Below are 23,526 nucleotides of genomic sequence, written 5' to 3'. Positions count from 1 at the left end.
CCGCGGCGGTGGCGGCGGGCACGGCACCCCTGCCGCCACGGGCCGCACACCGGCGGGTACCGTACGGCCGTGAGCAACGAGACGCCTCCCGGGTGGTACCCGGTCCCCGGTCCGGACGGCGCCCCCGGCCACGAGCGCTGGTGGGACGGCAACGCCTGGACCAGCGACGTCCGGCCGGTCCAGGGCGGCTACGGCTACCCGGGCCACCCCGGCCCGCAGACGTACCCGGGCCTGCAGGCGTACCCGGCTGCGGGCTACGGCCAGCCCGGCCCCGGCTACCCGCCGATGGCCGCGGCCCCGCTCCCCGCCCCCAGGCGGGCCAAGCCGGGCGTGATCATCGCCGTCGCGGTCGGCGTCCTGGCGGTCGGCGGCAGCGTCGCCGGAGTCGCGCTCAGCCACGGCGGCGACCCGACGGCGGACCCGACCACCGACCCCACCGTTTCCGTCAGCCGCAGCGCCGGCCCGACCACGAGCCCCGGCCCCACCCCGAAGCCGGCCACGCCCAAGCCCGCCCCGGTCCTCAGGAGCACCGTCGCGGACCAGCAGCACTCGATCACCCTCCCGGTGTTCGAGGGCTGGGAGGTGACGACGACCGACACCCCGCAGTGGTCGGTCTACCTCGGCAGTGGCCGCTACACCTGCGCGAACGGCAAGGCCTGCATCCGCGGCCGGTTCTCGGTGGAGAAGAACACCATCCAGGGCGACAGCGCGAAGGCCGCCGCCGACGCCGCCATGCCGACCGTCGCCAAGCAGATCTTCAGCGGGATGACCTCGCAGACCGACTACGGCTCGGGCAGCCTCGCCGTCGCCGGCGTGGCCGGCTACGCGACCCGCTGGCACATCACCAACGCCGACGGCACCCAGGGCTACGTCCTGCTGGCCGCCCTCCCCGCGAAGGGCGGGGGCTACGTGGTCTTCGACGGCGGCGTGGACGACGACCCGGCCGCCCCGGACGTCTCGGTGCTGGACCAGATCCTCCTGGGCGTCAAGAAGGACGACACCCCCACCAGCGGCACCTGACGTCGTTCCGGCGGTGTCGCGACCGCCGTCGCCCTCGCGGCCGGCCGTAGCCGCCCCGCCTCCGGGCACGAGGCCGCGCGGCTACGCCGACCGGTCGTCCGGGAACCGCTCCGGGAAGGTGGGCGGCGGGAGCGGGAGCGGGCGTGCGGTGGGCCGGTCGCTGCGGCGCAGGACGAAGACCACCGGGAGGGCGATCAGGCTGGGCCCGGCGAGCAGGCCGGCCAGCCACTGGCGGCCGTCCAGGCCGACGATCACCGAGCCGGCGAGCATTCCGGCGGCGAGCACGAATCCGGCCGCCAGTCCGCCGGCGTAGAGCTGGTGGGCGCGCTGGTCCTTGCGGTCCTGAGCCGCGATCCGGGCGCGCTCGGTCACGTGCTCCTCCCGCATCCGGGCCGCTTCGAGCACCGAGGCCGACGCCGTCCGCTCGCGTTCCAGCGACGCCTGGTGGCGTTCCCGGGCACTCTCCCGGGCGTGTTCGCGCCGGAGTTCCAGTTCGAGGTGCTCCAGGGCCACCCGCAGGTGCTCGGGCGGAAGTCGGGCCCACTGGGTGGCGATCTCCAGGGCCGTCGGACGGCGGGTGCGGCTCTCCTCGGGGGTGGTCACCGGTCGTCACCTCGGGGCGTGGGGGCGGTGCGGTCGGGGCTGCGGGCGGCGCCCGGCGGCGGGCCGAGCCGGAGGAAGAGGCGTTCCAGGCCCTCGGTGACGGTCTCGGCGGCCACCGGGGTCAGCGGGTCGTCGGCGTACTCCAGCAGGGGCCGGTGCCCGGCCCCGGCGCCGCTCCCGGTGACCGCCGCGTCGCCGTCCGCCCAGGCGAGGACGCTGCCGGAGACGTCGGACCGGTAGACCGGCCCACTGCCCACCGGCCCAACCTCCGAAAGGCCCTCCGAGAGACCCGGCGGCAGGCCCGCGGGGACGGGGAACCCCAGGCCCATGGGTGCGGGCCCGGTCGGCAGCGGGCTCTGAACGCGCCTCCCGGGCCCGTCCGCCCGTGCGCCCGGTCGTGGCGGCGTCGGCAGCGCCAGCGCGGCCAGCACCGCCGCGGCCAGCGCCGGAACGGCCGCCCACCAGCCGATCCCGGTGGCGGCGTACAGGACCAGCGTCCCGGCCCAGACCAGGACGGCCGCGCCGCCGAGCACCGAACGTCTGCTCCCCACACCGCCCCCTATCCTCCGATCCGAGCCTACCCATGACGAGGGCCCCCCGGTCGGAGAACTCCGCCGAGGGGCCCGGAAGGTGGCGAGGGGTCAGCTGTGCTGCGGGGCGGGCAGTGTCGCCGAGCCCGCGAGCAGCGGCCACTCCCGGTGGAACGGCGGCAGGGGCAGCTTGCCCTCGATGATCGGGGTGCCGAAGACCTTCAGGTGGGCGAGCAGCGAGCCGTTCAGGTCGACGCCGCCGACCAGCGACCAACTGCCCTGCGCCTGCGGCGGGTTGCCGGAGGAGTCGGCGACCAGCGAGCCCTCCGCCTGGGCGCGCAGGTAGGGGGCGACGGTGGTCTCCACGCCGACGGTGTCGTACAGGCCGAGGCTGATCTCGGCGCCGAGCGCGGCCCGGACGCCCGCCTTGCCGTTGAGCCGCACGTGCACCGGGGTGACCTTGGTCTCGGCGCTGGTGGCCGGGGTCCAGCCCTTGCCGCCGGTGTAGTCGGCGCGCACCGCCCAGGTGCCGGTGGCGTCCTGTTCCGCCTCCAGGTGGACCTGGCCGTCGGCGCTGACCTCCAGGTAGCAGGTGAGGCCGAGGTTGACGACCACCGGCAGGCCGGCGACCGTCAGCACCGGGCTGGCCTGCAGCTTGGCGAAGGGCACCCGGACGGGGGCCGCGCCGGTGCTGCGGGCGGCGTCGCCGGTGACCTTCCACTGGGCGTGGGCGCCGAGGTCGAAGCCGATCGAGGCGGTACGCGGGCTGCCGGCCGCCGCGCCGTGGTAGGCGAAGTGGACGGCGGGGTGGAGCTGGAGCGAGCCGGAGGCGTCGAGGCTCGCGCCGTCGGGCAGCGGGACGGGGGCCCTGAGGTTCACCTCCAGGGTGCCGGAGGCGTCGGCCTGGACGCCGTTCCCGGTCAGGCCGGCGGTCGCCTTGAGGTCCTTGACCAACGGGGTCACGGTGATGCCGCGCGGGTCGACGGGGACGTTGCCGTCGGCCTCGGTGCCGCCGAGGAGTTCGGCCAGGGTGGCCGGACGGGTGGTCAGGGCGATGGTGCTGCCCGCGCCGGGCCGGACGCCGGTGACGGCGACCAGCGCGCCCTGCGGGGCGGCGGCGGTGGGCGGGCTGGCGATCAGCTGTCCGGGCTGGACGGCCGCGGCCGCGACTGCGGCCGGCGGGACGGCGCCCGGCGAGGTCGTGGCCGAGGTCGTGGCCGAGGCTGTGGGCGAAGCCGTGGGCGAAGCCGTGGCCGGGGCCGATGCCGGGGCGGCCGGCCCCGTCGCCGACAGCACGGCCGTGCCGCCCGCCGGGTCGTAGGCCGTCAGCTGGAGGTTCTTCGCCGCCGCCGTGACGGCGCCACCGTCCTTGCCCGGGCTGCCGATCGCGGCCTGGTGGTCCCCGGCGGGTGCGGCGGTGACGGTGGTTCTGCTCGGGGTCGGACGGCCGGCGGCGGGGCTGCCCGCCTTGGCGCGCGGGGTGCCGGCGGCGGGCGGGGCGGCGGCCGGGCTGCCCCCGGCGGCGGTCGCGGCCGGGTCGGCGACGGTGGCGGCGGCCGGTGCGGCACCGGCCTGGGAGGTACCGGGGCTGGTCGGCCCGCACGCGGCGGCCCCGGCGAGGACGAGGGTGAGGACGGCGGGGCCGGCGGCCCTGCCTATGGAACTCTTGAACACGCGGCGTCATGTTACTGACGAGGAATAAGTTTGTCGAAGACAGGCCAAAAAAGCCGGACCGATCAGGTTTAACCGCAGGTCATCCGAGGTTCGTCAGAGTGGAGGGATCAGCCGGGCGAACCGGGCCCCGCCCCAGCCGCGCCGCCGGCAGCGGCGACCCGTCCAGCGCACCGACCCCGCCCATGCCCCTGCCCGCGCCCCTGTCCGTGTCCTCGCCCTCGCCCTCGCCCGAGAGCTCGGCGAGGTACCGCGAGCGCGCCATCGGTTCCGCCCCGAGGCTCCGCACGTGCGGCCCGTCCCACTGCGCGTCGAGCAGCCGCCCGCCCGCCGCGCCGAACCTCGCCCCGAGGTCGGCGACGGCGACCCGGGCGGCGTCCGGACGGCGGTGGAACATCGAGTCCAGGCTCAGCACCGGGCCGACCACCACCCCGAACACGCCGCCGATCAGCTCCTCCCCCTCCCACACCTCGCCGCTGTGCGCCGCCCCCAGCCCGTGCAGCTTCATCAGCGCCGCCGCCAACTCCTCCGTGAGCCAGACCGGTTGACGCCCCTCGGCGCACGCCGCCAGCACCTGCCCGAAGGCCCGGTCCGCGCTCGTCCACCACGAGGACCGGTTGCGCAACCGCCGCTCCAGCCGCCTCCCGAGCCGGACGCCGTCGGGCACGATCACCGGCCTCGGGTCGGGCGACCACCAGGCCAGCGCGTACGGGTCCGTCCCGCCCGGCAGCAGCGCCACCTCGCCCGCCTCGACGGCGTCCCCGTACAGCGCCTCGCTGTACGCGCTCGCGTACACGTCCGCCGCCGGCAGCGGGAACAGCCCGCGCCGGTACGCCGCCAGCAGTTCTCCGGGCCCGAGCGACCCGCCGAAGGCCACCGGGCCCTCGCCGGAGCCGAGTCGCCCGCCCAGCGCGTCGAAGAGGCTCGCGTCGGAAAGGCTCCCCTCGGAACGGCTCACGGCGACGCCGCCCGCAGGAAGCCCTCCCGCTCCAGCCCCGCCAGGTAGTGGTCGATCAACCCGCCCTCCACCGGAGGCAGTTCGATCCCGCTCCCGGCCAGCGCCGCGTCCGCGTTGACCCGCTCGAACAGCGGGAACGTCGGCCGGAAGTACATCTCGCTGATCGACAGGTCCGTCCCCGGCGCGCGGTCCACGAACAGCGGGACGAACGGTGCGATCGGGTGCGTCGGGTTCCCGGCGGCGAACCGGACCAGCCGCCGCACCCAGTCCCCGTACGGCAGTGGGGCGATCCGGTGGCCGCGCGCCCGCAGCCGCTCGGCGAGGTCGGCGAGGACGCCCGGCCGCGGGGAGGTGAGGTGGTAGACCTCGCCGGCGGCCGGTGCGTGGGCGGCGATGTGGGCGACGGCCCGGGAGAAGCGGTCGGCGGGGACGAAGTCGAGCAGCAGCTGCACGTCCGGGCAGGTACCGCTGTCGGCCAGGTAGGCGATCAGCGCGCACAGTTCGGTGCCGGTGTTCATCGCCCCGTCCGCGAGGTCCCCGGTGACGTCGTTGGTGCGCAGCACGGTGACCGGCAGGCCGGCGGCGGCCGCGTTGTGCAGCAGCTGTTCGGCGACCCACTTGCTCTCGACGTAGCCGACGCCGAGCCGTTCCGGGTGGGCGAGCGGGGTCCGCTCGGTGACCTTCGGGACCCCGGCCGCGCCGAAGCCGGCCAGGACGGCGAGGGTGGAGAGGTAGTGCACGGGGATGCCCCGGCTGTGCCCGGCGAGCCGGACGACCTCCCGGGTGCCGCCGACGTTGGGGCGGCGCAGCTGGTGGTACGGGTAGAGGAAGTTGACCTGCCCGCCGAGGTGGTGGATCGCGTCGAGGTGCCCGGCCAGCCAGTCGAACCGGTGGTCCGTCAGCCCGAGTGCGGGCCGGGTGAGGTCGCCGACCAGCGGCACCACCCGCCGGTCGGCGAGGTCGTGCCGCAGGAAGCGCTGCTGCGCCGCCCGCAGCCGTTCCAGCGCGTGTTCCTCGTCGGGCGCGCGAACCAGGCAGTGGATGCGGGCCCGGGTGGTGGCGAGCAGCGTGTGCAGCAGGTGGGCGCCGCAGAAGCCGGTGGCGCCGGTGATCAGGATCTCGGCGGGCTCGGCCCGGGAGGGCGCCGGGCTCCAGGACTGCCGGAGGTCGTCGGTGAGCCGGGCCTCCGCGAACCAGTCGACGCCGGCGTCCCGTTCGGCGCCCGCGGGGCCCTCCGTGCGCGCCGCCCGCAGGACCCCCGCGAAGGCGTGCAGGACGGGTTCGCGCAGCAGTGCCCGGGTGAGCGCCCGCACCTGCCCGACGTCGATGCCGAACATGATCCGGGCCCGCGCCAGCATCTCCATCGCGAGCAGCGAGGTGCCGCCGAGCGCGAAGAAGTCGCCGTCCGGGCCGACGTGTTCGACGCCGAGCAGCTCCGCCCACAGCTGCCCGACGGCCGCCTCGACCGCGTCCGCCCCGGACGCACCGGACGCACCGGACGCACCGGACGCACCCGCTCCGGCCGGAACGGCCGGATCAGCCGGGCCGGCCGGGCCACCCGAACCGGCCGAACGCACCGGCGCGTGCGGCAGCCGCCGCCGGTCGATCTTCCCCGCCGCCGTCAGCGGCATCGCCGGCAGCGGCACGAAGTCGGCCGGCACCAGGTAGTCCGGCAGCCGCTCGGCCAGGAACGCCCGGATCCCCCGCGCCCCGCCGGCCGCCCCGGGAGCGAGCGTGTAGTACGCCGTGAGCGTGCGGCTGCCGTCCGCCGACTCCCCGTCGGCCGCGATCCGGGCCTGCCGAACGTCCGGGTGGGCGGCCAGGACGGCCTCGATCTCGGCCGGGTCCACCCGGTGCCCGCGCACCTTCAGCTGGTCGTCGAAGCGCCCGAGGATCTCCAGCTGCCCGTCGGCCCGCCACCGTCCGGCGTCGCCGGTGCGGTACATCCGCTCGCCGGGCAGCGGCGCGTACGGGTCGGGCAGGAAGGACTCGGCGGTGAGCCCGGCCTGCCGCCAGTAGCCGCGGGCGAGGCCGGGCCCGCCGAGGTGGATCTGCCCCTTCTCCCCGGGCCGGACGGGGCGCAGCCGGGCGTCGAGCACGTGCACCCGCACTCCGGGCAGTGGCCGGCCGATCGGTACGGGCGCGGCGGAGCCGCCCGGTCCCGTCGGGCCCGGGCCGGTGGCGCCCCCGCCGAGGAGGTCGGCCGTGACCTCGCAGAGCGTCGAGGTGACGGCCGCCTCGGTGACCCCGTACGCGTTGAGCAGCCGGGCGCCGGGCAGCCGTTCCAGGCAGCGGCGGCAGTCGTCGGCGTGCACGACGTCCCCGCCGACCACGACCAGCCGCAGCTCCCGGGGGCCGGGACCGCCGGGCGGGAGCAGGTCGAGCAGGTGGTGCCAGTAGGCGGGGGTGAGGTCGGCGACGGCCAGGCCCAGCCCGGGCAGCCGGCCGGCCAGTTCGGTGGGCGCCCAGGTGCCGCCCGCGTCCCCGCCGCCCAGCACGACGGTCGCGCCCGCGAGCAGGGCGCCGAACACCTGCTCCAGCGCGGTGTCGGAGCCGAGCGCGGCCAGTTGCAGGACGCGTTCGCCGGGGCGCAGCCGGTAGGCGTGGACGATCCGGTCGAGGGTGAACAGCAGCGCACGGTGGGTGACGGGCACGCCTTTGGGGCGGCCGGTCGTGCCGGAGGTGTAGATCAGGTAGGCGAGGTCGTCGGGGACGGCGCCGTCGTCTCCCAGGAACTCGCCGGAGCCGCCGCCCCCCGGCCCGAGCACGGGTACCCGGGAGGTCCCCGGGAAGCCGTCGCCGTCCGCGACCACCACCCGGGCCCCGCAGTCCTCGACGAGCCCGGCCAGCCGTCGCCGCGGGTGGGCCGGGTCCAGTGGCAGGAAGGCCCCGCCGGCCTTGAGCACGGCCAGCCAGGCGGTCACCAGCCCGGCCCCGCGTTCCAGGCAGACCGGCACGACCTGCTCGGGGCCGGCCCCGCGGGCCCGGAGCGCGGCGGCCAACCGGTCGCTGCGCAGGTCGAGTTCGCAGTAGCTCAGCGTGGCGTCGGCGGCGATGACGGCGACCGCCTCCGGGTCGTGCGCCACCCGCGCGCGGAACAGTCCGTGCACCGTGTCGGCGAATCCGGCCGCCGCGCGCCGTACGGGGGCGCCGTCGGGGAAGCCCAGTTCGGCGGGGCGCCACTCGCGTTCCACCCGGTCCCGGCAGTCGGCCCGCCCGGCCGGTCCGTGGACCTGCCGCCAGCCGGCCGGGACGGTCAAGTCCCCGGGCCAGATCGCATACTGACCGTTGTCGTTGCGGACCACGGCGTGACGGTCGGAGCTCACATCCGTCCGTACGCCCTGTGCGCTGTCTACTGCGTCGTCCACCGGCTTGACCTCGTGCTGTGGCGGCAGAATGCTGGGGAGTGCGACATTTCCGACTATACGCACTCCTGCCCCGTCGAGGCCGTCCGGTCGCACCCCCCACCGGACGCCTCGCTGCTGCGCGAAAGCGCCCACCCCCGTCCCGCCCCGGGCCGGCCCGTACGCCTCGCCCGCCCAGTCCTCGCCCGAACTCCCCCGCCCGACCGGCGGGGTGGTGTCGCGGAGGAGGTAGCCTCGTTGACTCGCCGGTGCCAACGCCTGATGGTCTGTTACCTGCTCTGGATGGTGCTGTTCACCGGCATCTACTACGCGAATCCGAGCCAGCGGATCATCTGGTGGACGGGTATCGGCCTCGGTGGCGTCGCCGCGATCGTGGTCGGCGTCCGTCTCAACCGGCCCGCGCACGCGCGCTTCTGGTACGTGCTGGCACTCGCCAACCTCAGCTTCACCGTGGGCGAGGTGATCCAGGCCGTCCAGCTGGACATCCTGCACCTGCCCAACCCGTTCCCGTCCGTCGCGGACGGCTTCTACCTCGCCGAGTACGTGCTGTACGCCGTCGGCGTGCTGGGCTTCATCCGCTGGCGCACGGCCCGTCAGGACCGCGCCGGGCTGCTCGACGCCCTCATCCCCACCATCGGACTGGCCCTGCTCGCCTGGATCTACCTGATCCTCCCGTACGCCCGGAACCCGGACCTCGACTGGTTCCAGAAGGCCGTCTCGATCGCCTACCCGCTCGGCGACGTGGTCGTGCTCGCCCTGCTGCTGCGCCTGCTGACCCCGCGCGGGGGCAACTCCCGCTCGCTGCAGCTGCTCGCCGTCGGCTCGCTCGGCCTCCTGGTCTCCGACGTGCTGTACGGGCTGATCCAGCTGCACGGCACCTGGCACATCGGCACGCCCGTCGAACTCGGCTGGGCCGCCTTCTACACCGCCTGGGGCGCGGCGGCGCTGCACCCGTCGATGGTCGAGCTGACCCGGCCGGTGCCCACCCAGCAGCCGGACCTGAGCACCGCCCGGCTGGTGCTGCTCACCCTCGCCTCGCTGATCGCCCCGGCGATCCTGATCATCGAGGCGCTGGCCGGCAACACCGGCAACGCGGGCGTGATCGGCGCGTTCTCCGCGCTGCTCTACCTGCTGGTGCTGGCCCGGCTGGCGGTGGTCGTCTCCGACCGCCGGCAGGCCGTCGCCCGCGAGCGGACGCTGCGCGAGGCGGGCGCCCGGCTGACCGCGGCCGTCACGGTGGAGGAGGTCGCGGACGCCGTCCAGTCCGCCGCGTCGACGCTGATGCCGGCCGAGGCCGGACACGTCGCCCTGCTCGCGGTGACCGAGGAGGGCGTGCTGCACGTGCGGCACGCCGGGAGCGGCTCCGCCCGGCAGGCGCCGCAGGACGCCGCGCCGTCCGAGCAGGTGCTGGAACTCGCCGCCGCCCGGGAGACCCTGCTGCTGCCCGTGGCCGCCCTGGGCCTGGACGCCGCCCCGCCCACCTCGACGAAGCCCGGCGCGTCCAAACCCGGCGTGTCCAAACCCGGCCCGTCCAAACCCGGCCCGTCCAAGCCCGGCCCCGCGCGGTCCGCCGACGCGAAGCTCTCCGCCAAGCCCGGCGCCAAGCCCGCCGCGAAGCCCGGCGGCGACCGGCGCACCCGCCTCGGCGGCGGCATGCCGTACGCCCTGGTCTGCCCGCTCACCCTCGCCGAGCGCCCCTCCGGCGATCCGCTGATCGGCGCGCTCATCGTCACCGGCACCGAGCAGGAGCTGACCAGCCTCTGGAGCTCGCTGGAGATCCTCGCCGCGCAGGCGGCCCTCGCGGTCGAGCGGTTGGTGCTGAGCCGGGAGGTCATCCGCCGCAACAGCGAGCTGTACTTCCGCACCCTGGTGCAGAACGCCAGCGACGTCATCCTGATCCTCGACGCCGACGACGGCGTGCGCTACGCCTCCCCGTCCGCCGAGACGGTGCTCGGCCACCCGAACCTGGCCGGCACCCTGCTGACCGACCTGGTCCCGCCCGAGGACAGCCGGGAGGTCGGCAAGGCGCTGGCCCGGATGCGCGGGACGGCCGACCAGCCCCGGGCGGAGCAGCCGCGCGAGCACTGGCGGCTGCTGCGCCAGGACCGCACCCCGATCGAGGCCGAGGTCCGCTTCAACGACCTGCGCGCGGACCCGACCGTGGGCGCCCTGGTGCTCACCCTGCGCGACGTGACCGAGCAGCGGCAGATGGAGCGCGAGCTGACCCACCGGGCCTTCCACGACTCGCTGACCGGCCTGGCCAACCGGGTGCTGTTCCTGGACCGGGTCGGCCACGCCCTCTCCCGGGGCGAGCGCAGCGGAGCCGTCACGGGGGTGCTGTTCATCGACCTGGACGACTTCAAGGTGGTCAACGACACCCAGGGCCACGCGATCGGCGACGAACTGCTGGTCGCGGTCTCGCTGCGGATCTCCACCGCGCTGCGCGCCTCGGACACCGCCGCCCGCCTCGGCGGCGACGAGTTCGCGGTGCTGGTGGAGGACGCGCGGCGGCCGGCCGACGTGGACACCATCGCGTCCGGGGTGCTGGCGGTGTTCGCCGAGCCGTTCAGGCTCAAGTCGGGCGCGGTGCGGGTGACGGCCAGCATCGGCGTGGCGACCACCGAGGACAGCGTGGACGCGACCGAGCTGCTCACCCACGCCGACCTCGCGCTCTACTCCGCCAAGGCGGCCGGCCGCCGTCAGTGGCGCCACTACCGGCCGGCCCTGCAGACCGGGATGGTGGAGCGGCACGAGCTGAACGAGCACCTCGACTCGGCGATCGCGGAATCGGCCTTCCAGCTGTACTACCAGCCGATCGTCGACCTGCGCTCGGGGGACCTGGTCGCCTTCGAGGCGCTGGTCCGCTGGCCGCACGACCGCCGCGGCATGGTGCTGCCCGACGAGTTCATCGCCCTGGCCGAGGAGAGCGGCCAGATCGTCCCGCTCGGCGCCTGGGTGCTGGAGCGCGCCGCCCAGGAGGTCGCGGCCTGGCACGCCGCCAGTTCGGAGGTCCGCTCCGCCGCCGGCCGGCCGCCGCTGCGGGTCAACGTCAACGTCTCGGCCCGGCAGTTCCGCGACGCCGGGTTCGTGGACGTGGTCCGCCGGGCCCTGGCCACCACCGGCATCGACCCGCACACCCTGGTCCTGGAGCTGACCGAGTCCGTGCTGATGCGCCGCGACGACCGCATCCACGCCGACATGGCCACCCTGTCCGGCCTCGGCGTCGGCATCGCCATCGACGACTTCGGCACCGGCTACTCCTCGCTGTCCTACCTGCGCGAGTTCCCGATCTCCCTGCTCAAGATCGACAAGTCCTTCATCGACGGCCTCGGCCACTCGCCCCAGCAGTACGCCCTGGTCGAGGGCATCACCCGGATCGCCGACACCCTCGGCGTCCAGGTGATCGCCGAGGGCATCGAGCACGCCGACCAGCGCGACCTGCTCGCCGCCATGGGCTGCCCGCTCGGCCAGGGGTACCTCTTCGCCCACCCCATGGACTCCCCGCAGGCCCGCGCCCTGGTCCGGCGGACCTCCTACGAACCCGCCTGAGCGGCGGCCCGCCCCCGCTACTCCTTGCGCAGCGCGTGCGACAGCACCGTGAGCAGCGCCAGCGTGGGCCTCGCGTGCCCGGCCTCGACGGCCCGGACGTCGGCCTCCGGGAGGCCCGCCCGGGCGGCGAGGTCGCCGAGGGTGAGGCCGAGGTCGCCGCGGCGGGCACGGACGGCGCGGGCCAGGGCCTCGGCCGGGTCGCCGTCCGGATGGGCGGGGAAGTCCTCGATCAGGGGGCGCGCCAGGTCCACCGAACTCTCCTCATCGGCCTGCGGGGCGCACAGTCTGGCACGCGATCAGCGGACGGGGACCCCAAGCGGAGGTCAAGGTTCCTTGACCTCCGCTTGGGGTCCCCGCGCCGCCACTCGCCTCCCCGCGGCCCGTCGCCGCCCGGCGACGGGCCGCGGGGGCGACTCCGGGGATCAGCCCAGCGGCAGCTCCAGGCGGGACTCGTTGCCGCTCGGCGAGCCGATGGTGACGGTGCCGCGCTCCGCGGCGTAGGAGTACAGCTGGTCACGGCTGTTGACGACCAGCGCCAGCCGGTGGCCGGTCGGCACGTCGTACGCGGCGGGTTGGAGCGCCCAGCTGACGGTGGTGTCCTTCCCGGGGGTCAGACCGCGCACGGTGTACGGCTCGTGGGTGACGATCCGCGCCGTACCGTCCGGGGCGACGTCGAACAGGTAGGCCACCAGGGTGGCGGCGTCCTCGGTGCTGCGCACCGTCAGCCGGACCTGCGCGGCGCCCCGGATCCGGCGGGCCGCCTCACCCTGCCCGGTCAGCGGGTCGGTCGACCAGACCAGCAGGTTCTCCCGCTCGAACTCGGACAGCACGTACTTCCGGGGGTTGCCCGTCCACTCCTTCTGGCCGGTGTCCATCACGCCGTCCACCGCCGTCGCCCTGGTCTCCACGCCCGCGGTGAAGCTCCGCGACCAGCCGTCGTTCTGCTTGTCGGCCAGCGCGCCGTCACCGTCGCCGTTGACGCCGGTGAGGTACCACGTCTCCTCGCCGGTCGTGACGTCCGCCCATGAGTCGCGCGACTCCCGGCGGGCGGCCTCGGTGATCCGGTTGCCGCCGCCCAGCACGGGCTTGGTCTTGTAGGTGAACATCACCTGGCTGGTCACCTGCTTGCGGTTCGGCGCCTCGTTGTCGGCGCGCAGCAGGTGGTGGTCCAGGAACTCGAAGGCCTCCCGAAGGGGATCCGCCAGGCCGGGGAACGGCAGGTGGGTCAGCAGGCCGGACATGCCGGCGCCCTCGGGCGCGCCGTGGTCGCCGATCCACAGGTTCAGCTGCTTGGGCACCGTCAGCCGGTTGTAGACGTCGATCACCGAGGAGGCCGGGAAGAGCGTCTCGTGCCAGGTGTTGGAGACGAAGGTCGGGATGCCCCGCCGGTTGGTCTCGCGGAGGTACGTCTCCGGGGAGCGCTCGTCGCCCCAGGCGATCACGTCGTCGAGGTCGCGGTTCTGGTCGAACTTGTCGAGGATGTCCAGGGTCTCCGCGTCGAACTTGTCCTGCTTCTCCCCGCCGGTGAAGCCGACCAGCAGTTCCACGGCCTTCACGTGCCGGGTGTCGTTGGCGTAGAGGCTGGTGGCCAGGTTGCCCCAGGTGCTCAGCGCGACCACGGCGGCCACCCGCTCGTCGGGGTCGTGCGCGGCGACCAGCTGGCTGATCCCGGAGCCGTAGGACAGGCCGAGGAAGCCGACCTTGCTCGGGCCGCTCCAGCCCTCCGCGTGGGTGATCACCTTCACCCCGTCGGCCCAGTCGTCGGGGCCGGCGACGTCGACGCGGCCGCCGGAGGTGGAGATCCAGCCCGGATAGCCGAGGCCTCGCGGGGTGTAGGCCAGGACGTGGTAGCCGCGCAGCGCCAGCTTGATGTAGCCGTAGACGAAGGGCAGCCAGCCGAGCGGGTTCCAGCCGGCCGGCACGATCACGACCGGGCGGGGTTCGTCGCCCTTCAGCCTGATGCGGAACGCCGACAGGCGGATGTCCTCCTCCACCTCGATCCCGGTGACGTCGACGTCGGCGATCTGCCGCACCTTGGCCACCAACTCGGCCAGTTCCGGCGGGAGCTGCACCGTCCCGTCGCCCTGGGCGGCCGCCTGCAGGGCGTTGCCGAGGTCGATGACGGCCTGGTTGACGGTGGTGCCGGGCCCCCGAAGTCCGTTGTCGGCGACGTCGGCGAGCGTGGCCTCGGTGATCGCCGGGATCGGCTCTCCACTGACGCTGGTCATGCGAACCACCCTTCCGTTACGGATACTGTTCGCATCCTGGATCACGGCGGGTGAAACGAAACTGATGTAACGTCAGATTCACTGAAATGGATGGAGTCCCGATCAACTTCTATCGATGACAATAGAGTTGTAGTATCCGCGCCCGACCACACAGCGGGCGGGCGACGACCCTCACCGCCACCCGCCCGCCGGCCCGGTCAGGGTCGCGAGTCGAGCACCAGTTGCCGGAGTTCGGCGGTGCACATCATGTAGCCGTCCGGAGTGGGCACGTGGGCGAGGTAGTGGGCGAGGTCCGTGCCCAGCGCGAACACCTTCACCGGGGTCCCCGCGGCGCGGGCCGACTCCACCACCCTGCGCAGCCCGTCCAGGACGGCCGGATGCCGGGTCTGGTAGGACTCCGCCACCAGGTGGTTGCCGCGGTCCGCGGCCAGGTAGAACTGCACCAGGTCCTTCACCCCGACGAACAGTTCGCTGGCGCCGGCGGCGCAGATCTCCGCCGTGGCGTGCACCGCCGCCGGTGTCTCGATGAACGCGGACAGGGGCACCTCGGCGGGCAGTTCGAGGTGCTTCCTGAGCTGGGCGAACTCCTCCGCGTCGTTGAGGAACGGCACGGAGAGGTGCACCCGGCCCGCGGCGTCGCCGAGCCGCTCGCGCAGCGAGCCGAGCATGGCGTGCAGCGCCTCCCGGTAGGCGGTCGACCCCAGCAGCCAGCGTGCGCCGTGCAGGCCCAGCTCGGGGTTGGGCTCGACCGCGACCGGGGCCAGCTCGGTGACGCTGGCGGCGTGGTCGGAGCGGAGGTCGAGCATCCTCAGGATCAGCCGCTGGCCGGGCAGCAGCGCCTCGGTGAAGGCGCACAGCCGGTCGGCGAGCGCCCGCCCGTAGACCGCCGCTTCGGCCGGGCCGCCCTCCAGGGAGTCGAGCGGACTCAGGCCCGCCGCCAGGCAGAGGAACTCCTCCCGGATGAAGAAGCAGTCGACCCGCTTCGCGTCCGGTCCGCAGGAGTTGATCGCGCTGATGTCCTGGAGGTCCGCGATGACCGCGCACGCCGCGCCGAGGTCGGCCGGCGAGGGGGCCCCGGCCCCGGCGTCCGCGTCGGTCCCGGCGCCCGCGCCGGACTCGACGACGATCGACTCGCCGTCGAGGTCCAGCACCGCCTCGCCGACCAGGTCGTCGAGGTCCGCCTCGTCGACGCGGAGCACGGGAATTCCCCTGCCCCGGCAGAGCGACTGCATGTGGCCGGTCAGCCCGCCCGAACCGCAGACCACCGCGCGCGCCGCCACGATCGCCTCGTACAGGCCGGCGTCGAGGGAAGGGGCGACGAGGATGGATCCCTCAAGCGGATGTCTCGTGCGATTGCAGGTGCCCCGCACTTCGCTCTGTGCACCACCGGTCAGCAGGGATCCCTGAATCCGTCGCCCGTCCACCTATTCCTCCTGTTCTTCGGCGGTCGCCATTCCCAGCTGTCGGCGCAGTTGTCGTGGTGTCACGGAGACATCGGTGAGTCGTTCGACCGCGGCCCGGTTGACGACCACCCTCATCAGGCGGTCGTACCGGGCGGCATCCACCGCAGCGGCCGGACGTTCACCCATGGACCGGATACAGGCGTCCAGTCGGGAATCGAGCAGGTTCCGTTCAATTCGACCGCGCGAGGCCAATCTCCTGGCCTCCAGTACCACAGCGTCCTCGAATTCCGCCCGGGCCGCTTCCTCCAGATTGCCGACACCCCCGCGGTGCCCGGCCGCCTTTCCGGCCACGCTTTCGGCCGTGCTTCGAGCCGGACTCCCCACCGAAGTCCACTCCGAAGTCCGAGCCGAACTCCGCTCCGCGATCCGAGCCGAAACGTCCTCTTCCACTTCCAGTTGCTCGATCACGTGCGCGGCTACCGCGATCGAATGGTTCTTGATGGCGGCGAGATTGAAGGTGAACGCACCGGTTCGGCCGTTCCGCACGATCTCGTCGCCCTCGCGCAGCGCGCCGACCGCGGACACCGGGCCCGCCACCCCGCCAGGGCTCAGCAGCACCCCCCGTCCGTCGACCTCCAGGCCGCGCCCGGTGCGCGCGTGGGGCTCCGCGATCCCCCGCCGCAGGAGGTTCCGCCAGAGCGGCCGGTCGACCCTGCTGTAGTCCGACTCCCGGCCGAAGTTGGACACCACCAGGTCGGCCTCGATGGTGTGCTCCTCCTGCGGGGAGGCGACCGACACGGCCAGCCGCCCCGACTCCGCCGGCCTGACCGCCTCCACCTTGCCGACGACCAGCCGCACCGCCCCGTCCGCCGCGTGCAGGGCGCGCTCGATGACCGCCATCGTGTACTCCAGCACCCCGACCCGCAGCGCGGCCAGCGCAGTGCCGAACTCGTCCAGCAGGCCCCGCAGTTCCGCGGTGGGGATGCGCTCGATGGCCTCGGGGAGGTGCGGCTCCCACGCCTTGACCACCCGCTCGGCGACCACCACCGGGGAGACGTCGGGATGCTCCCGGACGACCGTCGAGCACGCCGTGTCCCACTCGGCCCGGATCCGGACGAGGAACTCCTCACGGTTCCGGTACGGCTCCAGCAGCGTCTTCGGACAGGGGAGGCGCAGCACCCCGTGCTCGTGGCCGCCGGGGTACGTCCGGAACATCGTCCCGGTCCTGGAGATCAGATGGATCCTCCCGGTGTGGCCCTGGCGCAGCAGCAGGCCCGCCGAGTCGTAGGCGCTCAGCACGGAGCCGACGATGGCGACCGTCGACTCGGACGGGAGCGAGACGAGCTTGCGGATTCCGGCCGCGGAGTAGGGGTCGCGCACGAAGGAGGCGTGGGTGCGGACCTCGGAGGCGAAGACCGGCTCCCGGAGTTCGAGGCCGGTCGCGAGGACGACCTGGTCGGCGCGGAGCACGGTCACCGCCGGGCTCCGGTCGGCTCCGCCCCCGCGGCCCGACGGCTGCTCGATCGTCACGTCGGCGCCGGTGGGCCGGACTTCCAGGTCGACCGCCTCGCCCTCCGCTTCGACGAGCACGACACCGGGAGGGGCTTCGCGCCTCGCCTCGGCCAGCCGGTCGCTCAGGTAGTCCTGGAAGATCCGCCGGGGCGCCGGCCCCTGCTCGACGAACCGGAGCCCGGCCCAGGGCTCCGGCCAGCCGCTGCGGTCGGCCTCGTGGTTCGCCCAGCGGACGAAGTCGAGGACGTCCTCGCGGAACACCGACATCCGGCCCGCCTGGATGTTGAACACGTAGTCCCAGGGGTTGCCGTCCCGGTGGTAGGCGACGCCCGCCGAGCGGTAGTCGGAACGTCGTTCCAGCAGGACGATCTCCAGCGGTCTGCGCGCGAAGCAGAGCAGCCGGATGGCCGTGGCGGTGCCGGCCAGGCCCGCCCCGACTATGAGGACTCTTGGACGCGTACCCGTTCGACTCATGGTCAAGCCTCCGCATCGAAGGATGGGAACCCGGCTCTCCTGTCCCGAACGCCGGGCACGTGGTCTGCTGAGGACGTGCGGCTCGGACGGAGCGACGTGCTGTCCGAAGTGCCCCAGGATCCTAGAACAGGTGATCCGCCGACCATGACGACTTGTCACGAAATCCGATGGGCATGCTCCGAAACCGGGTCGCCGTCGACCGGTCCGGCAGGCCAGACTGCCGGGGTGGACACTCGCCGACCCTGCCCCTGCTGCGGCCGTCTCGTCTTCGATGTCCGGGAAGGGTGGCCCGGTTCGTTCGTCGTCTGCCCGCTCTGCTCCTGGGAGGACGACCCGGCGCAGCTCAGGTGGCCGCTGAGGCCGGACGGCGCCAACTCGGTCCCGCTGCTGCAGGCCCAGCGCAACGTCCGGGAGTTCGGGGCCTGCGACCAGCGCGGCCGGCGGTTCGTCCGGCCGGCGACGGCCGACGAGCCGCTCGACCCCGCCTGGCGCCCGATCGACCCGGCCGCGGACCTCTTCGAGGACTGGCAGGACGAGGAGCAGCGTCCCTGGCCCGAGGACCGGTCGGTCCTGTGCTGGTGGCTCCCGACCTTCTGGGACACCACCGAGGACCTGACGCCGGACCCGCCCCACCGCATCACCGTCGACGTCGGCTCCGTGCGCGGCGAGAACGACCTCCACACCGTCCTGAAGCGCGAACTGCGCTTCCCCGCGTTCTACGGCATGAACTGGGCCGCGTTCTGGGACTCGATCACCGGCCTGGTCGCGATGCCCGCCGAACTGCGCTTCGTCGGCTGGGCGGATCTGGAGCGCGAACTCCCGTGGGCGGCGCAGGCGCTCCGTGACGCGTTGGGCCGGTACGCCGCGCTCGGCCGGGACTTCACCGTCGTGTACGACTGACGGCGGCGCGGCCGTGGCCCGGCCCGACGCCGTTCGGCACCGTTCGGCACCGTTCGGCACCGTTCGGCACTGGGCCACGGCGGGGAACCCTCCGTCACTTCTGGTAGGGCGTCCACTCCTGGGCCGGGCTGTCGTCCAGCGGCTCCAGGGTGACCGGCTGGTTCAGACCGTTGGCCTGGAGGCCGGTGCGGCGGTCCTTGACGCTCTCGACGACGGTGCGCTCGGAGCCGATGTCGAAGATCCACCGCTGGGCGGGGTCGTTCGCGTTGCAGCCCTTCAGCGTCACGGGGTTCCCGACGCCGTTGTCGGTGACGCACCTGTCGTAGTGGGTGCCCTTGATGCGGAAGCTGCCGTCGTCGAGCTGGCCGATCACCCAGTCCTGGAACGTGAGTCGGGCGTCCCGGGTCCAGACCTCGCCGCCCTCGTACTCGTCGAGGTTGGTGCCGTCGCTCGACACCTGCAGGGACACGGCGACCGGGTCCCGCGGGGCGGCCGTGGCCGGGCCGCCGCCGAGGGCGGTGAGGCCGGCGAGGGCGACGGCGGCCGCGAGGACGACGGCGGGCTTCTGGGGGATTCGCACTGCTGCTCCTGGTTCGGGGGGTCGGGGGTTCACGGGCCGGCCGGGTCGGATCCGGTCCGCCGTGAAGTTAGGTGCAGGGCGGGCCGGTTGGGCCGGCGGCACGCGGGTCGCCCCGACTGGTTCCGGGGTTCACTGGGACGGCGCAAGCTTGTCGGCTCCGGGCCTGTCCGCCGTCGCTCCCGCCCGGCACAATCACCGGTATGACGATCACCACCGGTGCGCCGCCCACGCGCAACACGCCGGTCGCCCTCGCCCGCGGCTTCCTGACCGGAAGCGTGATCGGAGGATCGCTCGCCGCAATGGTCGTCGGCGTCGTCGTCGACAAGGTGGCACTGCTCATCGCCGGCATGGGCCTTCCCATCGTCTACGGCCTGCTGCTCCTCCTCGCCGGCGTGCCGCGGCGGGCCCGGGAGGCAGCCGTCGTCCCGCGGACGGCGCTCGCGATGATCGAGAGCCTGGACGTCCCGAAGGGCGAGGTGACCGACCTGGCGGTGCGGTTCGACCTCACCGTCGTGCCGGACGAAGGCCCCGCGTTCCGGGTGGAGTTCACCCAGGACATCCACGTCGCCGACCTCCCCGACTACCGGCCGCGCGGCGTCCTGGTGGTCCGCTACCCGCCGGACCGGCCGGCAGCCGTGCGCATCGTGAAGCGGCCGACCCCGGTGTGGGAGGAGCGGGCGGCCGGGGCGCTGCTCGACTCCGCGCCCGCCTCGACCAAGGTGAGCGAGCCGCCCGACAGCTGCGCCGTCCCCTTCCTCGGGTTCCTCGGTCTGCTGCTCGCCGCGGCGGCCGTCGTCCTCCTGTTCCGGGTGGACCTGTTCGAGGACGAGCCCGCCGGCCCGCCGTCCTCCTTCGCGAGCCCCTCGGCCTCCGCCTCCTCGTCGTGGTCGACCAAGGTGGTGACGGCCGGGTCCGGCACCGTCGTGCTCGGCCCCGGGCAGTCCTTCCTCGACGAGGGCGAGTTGGGGCGGGCCGTCAACTCGTTGACGCGCAACGGCGAAGCGGGCCCGGTGACGACCCTGCAGGTGACGGACAGCCTGCTGGCGCTGACGTTCTCCTCGACCGACTCGAAGGCCCGGGAGTTCGATCCGGTGTCACTGCCCTACGAGCGGTTCCCGGCCCTGGTCGACGAGGCCAGGACCACCCTCGGCGTCCACGCCCCGCAGGCCTGGAGCATCACCGTCCTCCGCACCAACGGCTCCGTCACCATCACGGTCACCGTGGCCGGGCCCGGGGGCGCCGCCGTGCTGGAGGCGGACGGACAGGGCCGGGTGCTGCGGCGCACCTCGGCGCACTGAACCACGGACAGGACGGACGGGAGCGGGGCACACATGAACTGGCACGGAATCCTGGCCCTGTGGTGCGGGGTGTTCGGCGCCGTGGCGCTGGTCGGGTACGGCCGGTCGCTGGCCGGCCTGACCAAGGCGCAGCGGGCCGTACGGGTGAAAGGGCGGATCGAACGGGTGGGGGAGCCGCGCGACGGGAGCTCCTCGAACGACGGGATAGCGGTGGTCGTCCGCTTCCAGGAACCCTCCACCGGCGAGGAGTTCGTCGTCACCAACGACAGCGGGACCGGCGACCGGATCAGCACGGCCTGGGTGGGCCGGGAGGTCGGAATCCGCTATCCGCGCGGGAGGCCGCACGCCTTCCGGTTCGTCAGCGACCTCCAGGCGGGGCGGCGGGGGCTCGCCTGGCCCCACACCGCGGTGTTCCTGATCTACGTCGGGCTGGTGGTCGTCCTCTCGATCGACCGGGGCTGGCCGTGGGCCCTGGTCGCGACCTGCGGTCCGGTCACCGTCCTCGGCGCGTTCTACCTGCCCGGGGAGAAGCAGACGATGAAGAAGCGGCTCGCCGAGCTGGCCGCCATGCTGTCCGTCCCGGGGCGGGTCGTCGCCGTCCTCAGGAACGTCGAGACCGACCAGGACGGCGACACCCGGACCAGCCGGACGCCGGTCGTCGCCTTCACCACCGAGGAAGGGACGGCCGTCACCGCCTACTACCCCTCGGGCCTGCCGGACTCCGCCGTCCCGGTCGGCGGGGACCTCACGATCCACTACTCCTCCGCCGACCCGGCCGACTTCACGCCGGACCTCGCGGCCACCCGCCGGTCCGTGGCGGGGAACGTCGGCTGCGCGGTGACGGTCCTGGTCGTCACCGCGGCGACGACCGTCACGGGCGTGGTCCTGCTCCGCCTGTAGCGCCCGACGGCACACGCCAACGGCCCGCCGCCGGGAAGGCGGTGGGCCGTTGAGGGGACTCCGCGTCCTTCCCGCCGTCCGCACCGCCAACGCCAGGACCGGTCCGGGCCGAACCCGAACGCGCCGCCCCCACCGCACGCCGAAGCACCGGGAGTGGGAAGTCGGCCCGGCCGACTTCCCACTCCTCCCCCGCGCGAGGGACGGACCGCCCTGCGGCCGGGCCCCGGGAAGGACGACCCGACTCCCCGGGCGCGGCACTGTGGAACCACCCGGCGGCAGCGGCCGACGCGGGTGATGCCCCAGGAGGAGACATGGTGCACGCACCGACACCGGCGGCAGCGCGAAGGGTCGTGGCCCTGGGTGCCGCCGCCACCGTCCCTTACATCGCCGTCAAGACCTACTGGGCGGCGGGCGGCCGGGCCGGACTCGCGGACGGCTTCGACATGGCGGACGAGTTCACCCGCAACGGCGCGCCCGGCGCCCTCGTCCTGCTCGAACGGCACGGCGTCGACTTCACGGCCGTCCTCGCCCTGACCGGGCTGCTCCTCGCCTGCGCCCTCGTCCGGCCCTGGGGACGGAAGCTCCCGCGAAGGCCGCTGCTCGCCCTGGCCTGCGCGGGAACGCTGCTCGTCCCGTACGGCCTGCTCACCGGGCTGCTCGCCCTCCCCGGGGAGGGCGGCGCCCCGGCCGCACCGATCACCGGGTGGATCGCGCCGGCCGGGGTCGGCGCGTTCCTCGGGATCGGGACGGCCCTGGGCGTCGGGGCCTGGTCGCACCGGCACCCGGAGCGCGGGCGGCCCACTTCTCCGTGACCCGCCGCGAGCGGTGTCGACCGTCACCGTGGTGGTCGGGATCCGGTCCGCCCCCGGCGCCGTGAACGCGTGGCCCGACCCGGCGCCCTCACGGGTGCGCGGCCGCCCGGTCGGAGTCGCTGCGCAGCACGCAGAACTCGTTGCCCTCGGGATCGGCGAGGACCGCCCAACCCGAACCGTCGGGGTTCCGGTGGTCGCCGACGAGGCCGGCGCCGAGGCCGAGCAGCCGCTCCACCTCCTGATCGCGCGAGGTCTCGGGCCGCAGGCACAGGTGGACCCGGTTCTTGACCGTCTTCGCCTCGGGCACCTGGTTGAAGTACAGCACCGGGCCCTCCGCCAGCAGCACCTGGGTCTCACGGTCCCCCGGCCGGCAGTCGGGGTCCAGCGGCCTGCCGGTCACACCGCTCCAGAAGCGCGCCAGCTCATAGGCGTCCGCGCAGTCGATCGCCACGTTCTGCAGTACCGAAACCATGCGCGCGAGTCTCCCCGATCCCCGCCCCGAACTCCACCGGGTTGCCCCGGTCTCCCGCCCGTGCGGCCCGGGCGGCGTGCGTCGGGAGGGGCGTCAGGCTCCGGTTCCGCCGACCCGCGACGGGGCACCGCTCGACCACCGCCCGACGTCGACCGCCCACCGCCCCTCCGACCTGCGGCATCACTGCCCGCGTGCAGGCCGTCACGGAGGCACCTACGGTGGAAGTAGTAGCCCAGAGCATCCGGGAGGTTACACCATGACTTCCGAGAAGAAGCCAGTCCAGCTCACGGCACGTACGGTCAGCGGCCACGTGGTCGCCCACGCTCCGATCAGCGGCGACTTCGAGGCCACGCTGACCGACATGGACGGCAAGCCGATCGTGGGGCGGCAGATCACCTTCTACAGCACGGCGAGCGGCCAGCGGGTCGGCTCCGCGACCACCGACCAGAGCGGGATCGCCGAGCTGAACTCCGGCTCCAAGATCCTCGACCCGGTCATCGTCGCCAGCACCCTCGCCACCGGCTGCGAAGCCCGGTTCGAGGGCGACGACGAGTACCAGGCGGCCTCCGCCCACGCCGGCACCGCGGTCGGTGTCTGACACGCACCGACCGGCCGTGCGCGCACCGGCCGGCCACGGCACCGCGCGGCGTGCACCACGCGGCGTGCACCGCGCACCGCGGCCGGCTGTTGCGGACCGTCGGCGGGAAGCAGCGGCCGGGGACCGTCAGCGGGCCGGAGGCCGTCAGCCCCGGAGGAGCAGGTCCGCGAATTCCCGCACGCGGCCGGTGGTGATCCCGTCGCGCTGCTCGACCGCGAGGGGATGATCGGTCGGTTCCAGTTCGATCAGCGGACGCTGGCCGACCGCGCGGGTGTGGACGTGGGTCTTGAGCAGGAGGGTCGAGTCCGGATAGACGGGCAGCTCGGTGGAGAGCCAGCCGAAGTACGGGGGCTCCTGCTCCCGTACCGGGTCGTCCCACAGGTCGTTTGTCCGGGCGAAGTTCTGCTCGCTCAAGGAGACCCACACGCCCCACGAGAACGTGTCGCCGCTGTCACGCACCGGTATCTCGATCAGGCCGTGGACGTAGAAGTGCCGTCCCTTGACCACGCACTGGTCGGCGGTCAGCTCGCTGTCCCGGCGCCGGGAGTAGCGCGGCTTCCAGCCCACCGGCGCCGGAGCCCCGTAGGACAGCGGCGGGCCGTCGTGGCGTTCCGCGCAGCACGCGCACGTGTGGTGGTGGTCGGCAGTCATGG

19 protein-coding genes are annotated in these 23,526 nt (G+C 74.0%); 7 read left to right on the top strand and 12 right to left on the bottom strand.

All coding sequences use genetic code 11. The features are described from left to right. The first annotated feature begins 69 nt into the window (after positions 1-69). Complete coding sequence (locus tag ACZ6EM_RS04245) at positions 70-1,020, top strand: DUF2510 domain-containing protein (protein WP_465771627.1); 951 nt, start codon at positions 70-72, stop codon at positions 1,018-1,020. 81 nt (positions 1,021-1,101) lie between these two features. Here the strand turns inward: ACZ6EM_RS04245 and ACZ6EM_RS04240 are convergent, their stop codons facing one another. The 5 genes from ACZ6EM_RS04240 to ACZ6EM_RS04220 all read right to left on the bottom strand — a co-directional run bounded on the left by ACZ6EM_RS04240 (position 1,102) and on the right by ACZ6EM_RS04220 (position 8,150). Further along, positions 1,102-1,623: a hypothetical protein gene (locus tag ACZ6EM_RS04240; RefSeq protein WP_465771626.1), complete on the bottom strand. Its 522-nt coding sequence runs from the start codon at positions 1,621-1,623 to the stop codon at positions 1,102-1,104. Further along, the gene (locus tag ACZ6EM_RS04235; protein WP_465771625.1) at positions 1,620-2,174 is read right to left on the bottom strand and encodes a hypothetical protein; all 555 of its coding nucleotides are present in this window, start codon (positions 2,172-2,174) and stop codon (positions 1,620-1,622) included. Before ACZ6EM_RS04235 ends, ACZ6EM_RS04240 begins: the two co-directional genes overlap by 4 nt. 90 nt (positions 2,175-2,264) lie before the next feature. Continuing rightward, on the bottom strand, positions 2,265-3,827 hold the full coding sequence (locus ACZ6EM_RS04230; protein WP_465771624.1) for a hypothetical protein: 1,563 nt from the start codon (positions 3,825-3,827) through the stop codon (positions 2,265-2,267). 79 nt (positions 3,828-3,906) lie between these two features. Next, complete coding sequence (locus ACZ6EM_RS04225; RefSeq protein WP_465771623.1) at positions 3,907-4,782, bottom strand: leucyl/phenylalanyl-tRNA--protein transferase; 876 nt, start codon at positions 4,780-4,782, stop codon at positions 3,907-3,909. Next, complete coding sequence (locus ACZ6EM_RS04220; protein ID WP_465771622.1) at positions 4,779-8,150, bottom strand: amino acid adenylation domain-containing protein; 3,372 nt, start codon at positions 8,148-8,150, stop codon at positions 4,779-4,781. The genes ACZ6EM_RS04225 and ACZ6EM_RS04220 overlap by 4 nt, the downstream gene beginning before the upstream one ends. A 234-nt stretch (positions 8,151-8,384) precedes the next feature. On the opposite strand from ACZ6EM_RS04220, the gene ACZ6EM_RS04215 reads away from it, so the two are divergent. Then, complete coding sequence (locus tag ACZ6EM_RS04215) at positions 8,385-11,696, top strand: EAL domain-containing protein (RefSeq protein WP_465771621.1); 3,312 nt, start codon at positions 8,385-8,387, stop codon at positions 11,694-11,696. A 17-nt stretch (positions 11,697-11,713) separates the two neighbouring features. Here ACZ6EM_RS04215 and ACZ6EM_RS04210 read toward each other — a convergent pair whose 3' ends face one another. The 4 genes from ACZ6EM_RS04210 to ACZ6EM_RS04195 form a co-directional block, all read right to left on the bottom strand. Continuing rightward, the gene (locus tag ACZ6EM_RS04210) at positions 11,714-11,947 is read right to left on the bottom strand and encodes a helix-turn-helix domain-containing protein (protein ID WP_359913507.1); all 234 of its coding nucleotides are present in this window, start codon (positions 11,945-11,947) and stop codon (positions 11,714-11,716) included. A gap of 171 nt (positions 11,948-12,118) precedes the next feature. Continuing rightward, positions 12,119-13,924: a CocE/NonD family hydrolase C-terminal non-catalytic domain-containing protein gene (locus ACZ6EM_RS04205; RefSeq protein ID WP_465771620.1), complete on the bottom strand. Its 1,806-nt coding sequence runs from the start codon at positions 13,922-13,924 to the stop codon at positions 12,119-12,121. A gap of 197 nt (positions 13,925-14,121) precedes the next feature. Then, on the bottom strand, positions 14,122-15,348 hold the full coding sequence (locus ACZ6EM_RS04200; protein WP_452177644.1) for a putative PEP-binding protein: 1,227 nt from the start codon (positions 15,346-15,348) through the stop codon (positions 14,122-14,124). After that, entirely contained in the window at positions 15,349-17,313 is a 1,965-nt protein-coding gene (locus tag ACZ6EM_RS04195; protein ID WP_401048402.1) for an FAD/NAD(P)-binding protein, read from the bottom strand. A gap of 225 nt (positions 17,314-17,538) precedes the next feature. Between ACZ6EM_RS04195 and ACZ6EM_RS04190 the strand changes: the two genes are divergently transcribed. Then, entirely contained in the window at positions 17,539-18,213 is a 675-nt protein-coding gene (locus ACZ6EM_RS04190; RefSeq protein WP_465771619.1) for a CPCC family cysteine-rich protein, read from the top strand. 94 nt (positions 18,214-18,307) lie between these two features. Here the strand turns inward: ACZ6EM_RS04190 and ACZ6EM_RS04185 are convergent, their stop codons facing one another. Beyond that, a complete protein-coding gene (locus ACZ6EM_RS04185; protein WP_465771618.1) occupies positions 18,308-18,793 on the bottom strand; it encodes a ricin-type beta-trefoil lectin domain protein in 486 nt (161 codons plus the stop codon). Between the two features lie 200 nt (positions 18,794-18,993). On the opposite strand from ACZ6EM_RS04185, the gene ACZ6EM_RS04180 reads away from it, so the two are divergent. The 3 genes from ACZ6EM_RS04180 (at position 18,994) to ACZ6EM_RS04170 (ending at position 21,803) form a co-directional block, all read left to right on the top strand. Then, positions 18,994-20,091 carry a hypothetical protein gene (locus tag ACZ6EM_RS04180; RefSeq protein WP_465771616.1) on the top strand — a complete coding sequence of 366 codons (1,098 nt, stop codon included), beginning with the start codon at positions 18,994-18,996 and terminating at the stop codon, positions 20,089-20,091. A 33-nt stretch (positions 20,092-20,124) separates the two neighbouring features. Further along, the gene (locus ACZ6EM_RS04175; protein WP_465771615.1) at positions 20,125-20,991 is read left to right on the top strand and encodes a DUF3592 domain-containing protein; all 867 of its coding nucleotides are present in this window, start codon (positions 20,125-20,127) and stop codon (positions 20,989-20,991) included. Between the two features lie 311 nt (positions 20,992-21,302). After that, positions 21,303-21,803, top strand: coding sequence for a hypothetical protein (locus ACZ6EM_RS04170; RefSeq protein WP_401051043.1), 501 nt, complete (start codon positions 21,303-21,305; stop codon positions 21,801-21,803). 88 nt (positions 21,804-21,891) lie between these two features. Here the strand turns inward: ACZ6EM_RS04170 and ACZ6EM_RS04165 are convergent, their stop codons facing one another. Then, positions 21,892-22,275, bottom strand: coding sequence for a VOC family protein (locus tag ACZ6EM_RS04165; protein WP_465771614.1), 384 nt, complete (start codon positions 22,273-22,275; stop codon positions 21,892-21,894). Positions 22,276-22,531: 256 nt separating this feature from the next. Between ACZ6EM_RS04165 and ACZ6EM_RS04160 the strand changes: the two genes are divergently transcribed. Continuing rightward, entirely contained in the window at positions 22,532-22,873 is a 342-nt protein-coding gene (locus ACZ6EM_RS04160; RefSeq protein WP_401051048.1) for a hypothetical protein, read from the top strand. 144 nt (positions 22,874-23,017) lie between these two features. Here the strand turns inward: ACZ6EM_RS04160 and ACZ6EM_RS04155 are convergent, their stop codons facing one another. Beyond that, positions 23,018-23,524, bottom strand: a complete 507-nt coding sequence (locus tag ACZ6EM_RS04155) for a DUF2199 domain-containing protein (RefSeq protein WP_465771613.1) — start codon at positions 23,522-23,524, stop codon at positions 23,018-23,020. Positions 23,525-23,526: the final 2 nt, after the last annotated feature.

Source organism: Kitasatospora sp. NPDC041917 (genome assembly GCF_055589745.1).
The sequence above is the reverse complement of the archived record's forward strand: the minus strand, read 5'-3'. Positions and strand labels throughout refer to the sequence as shown.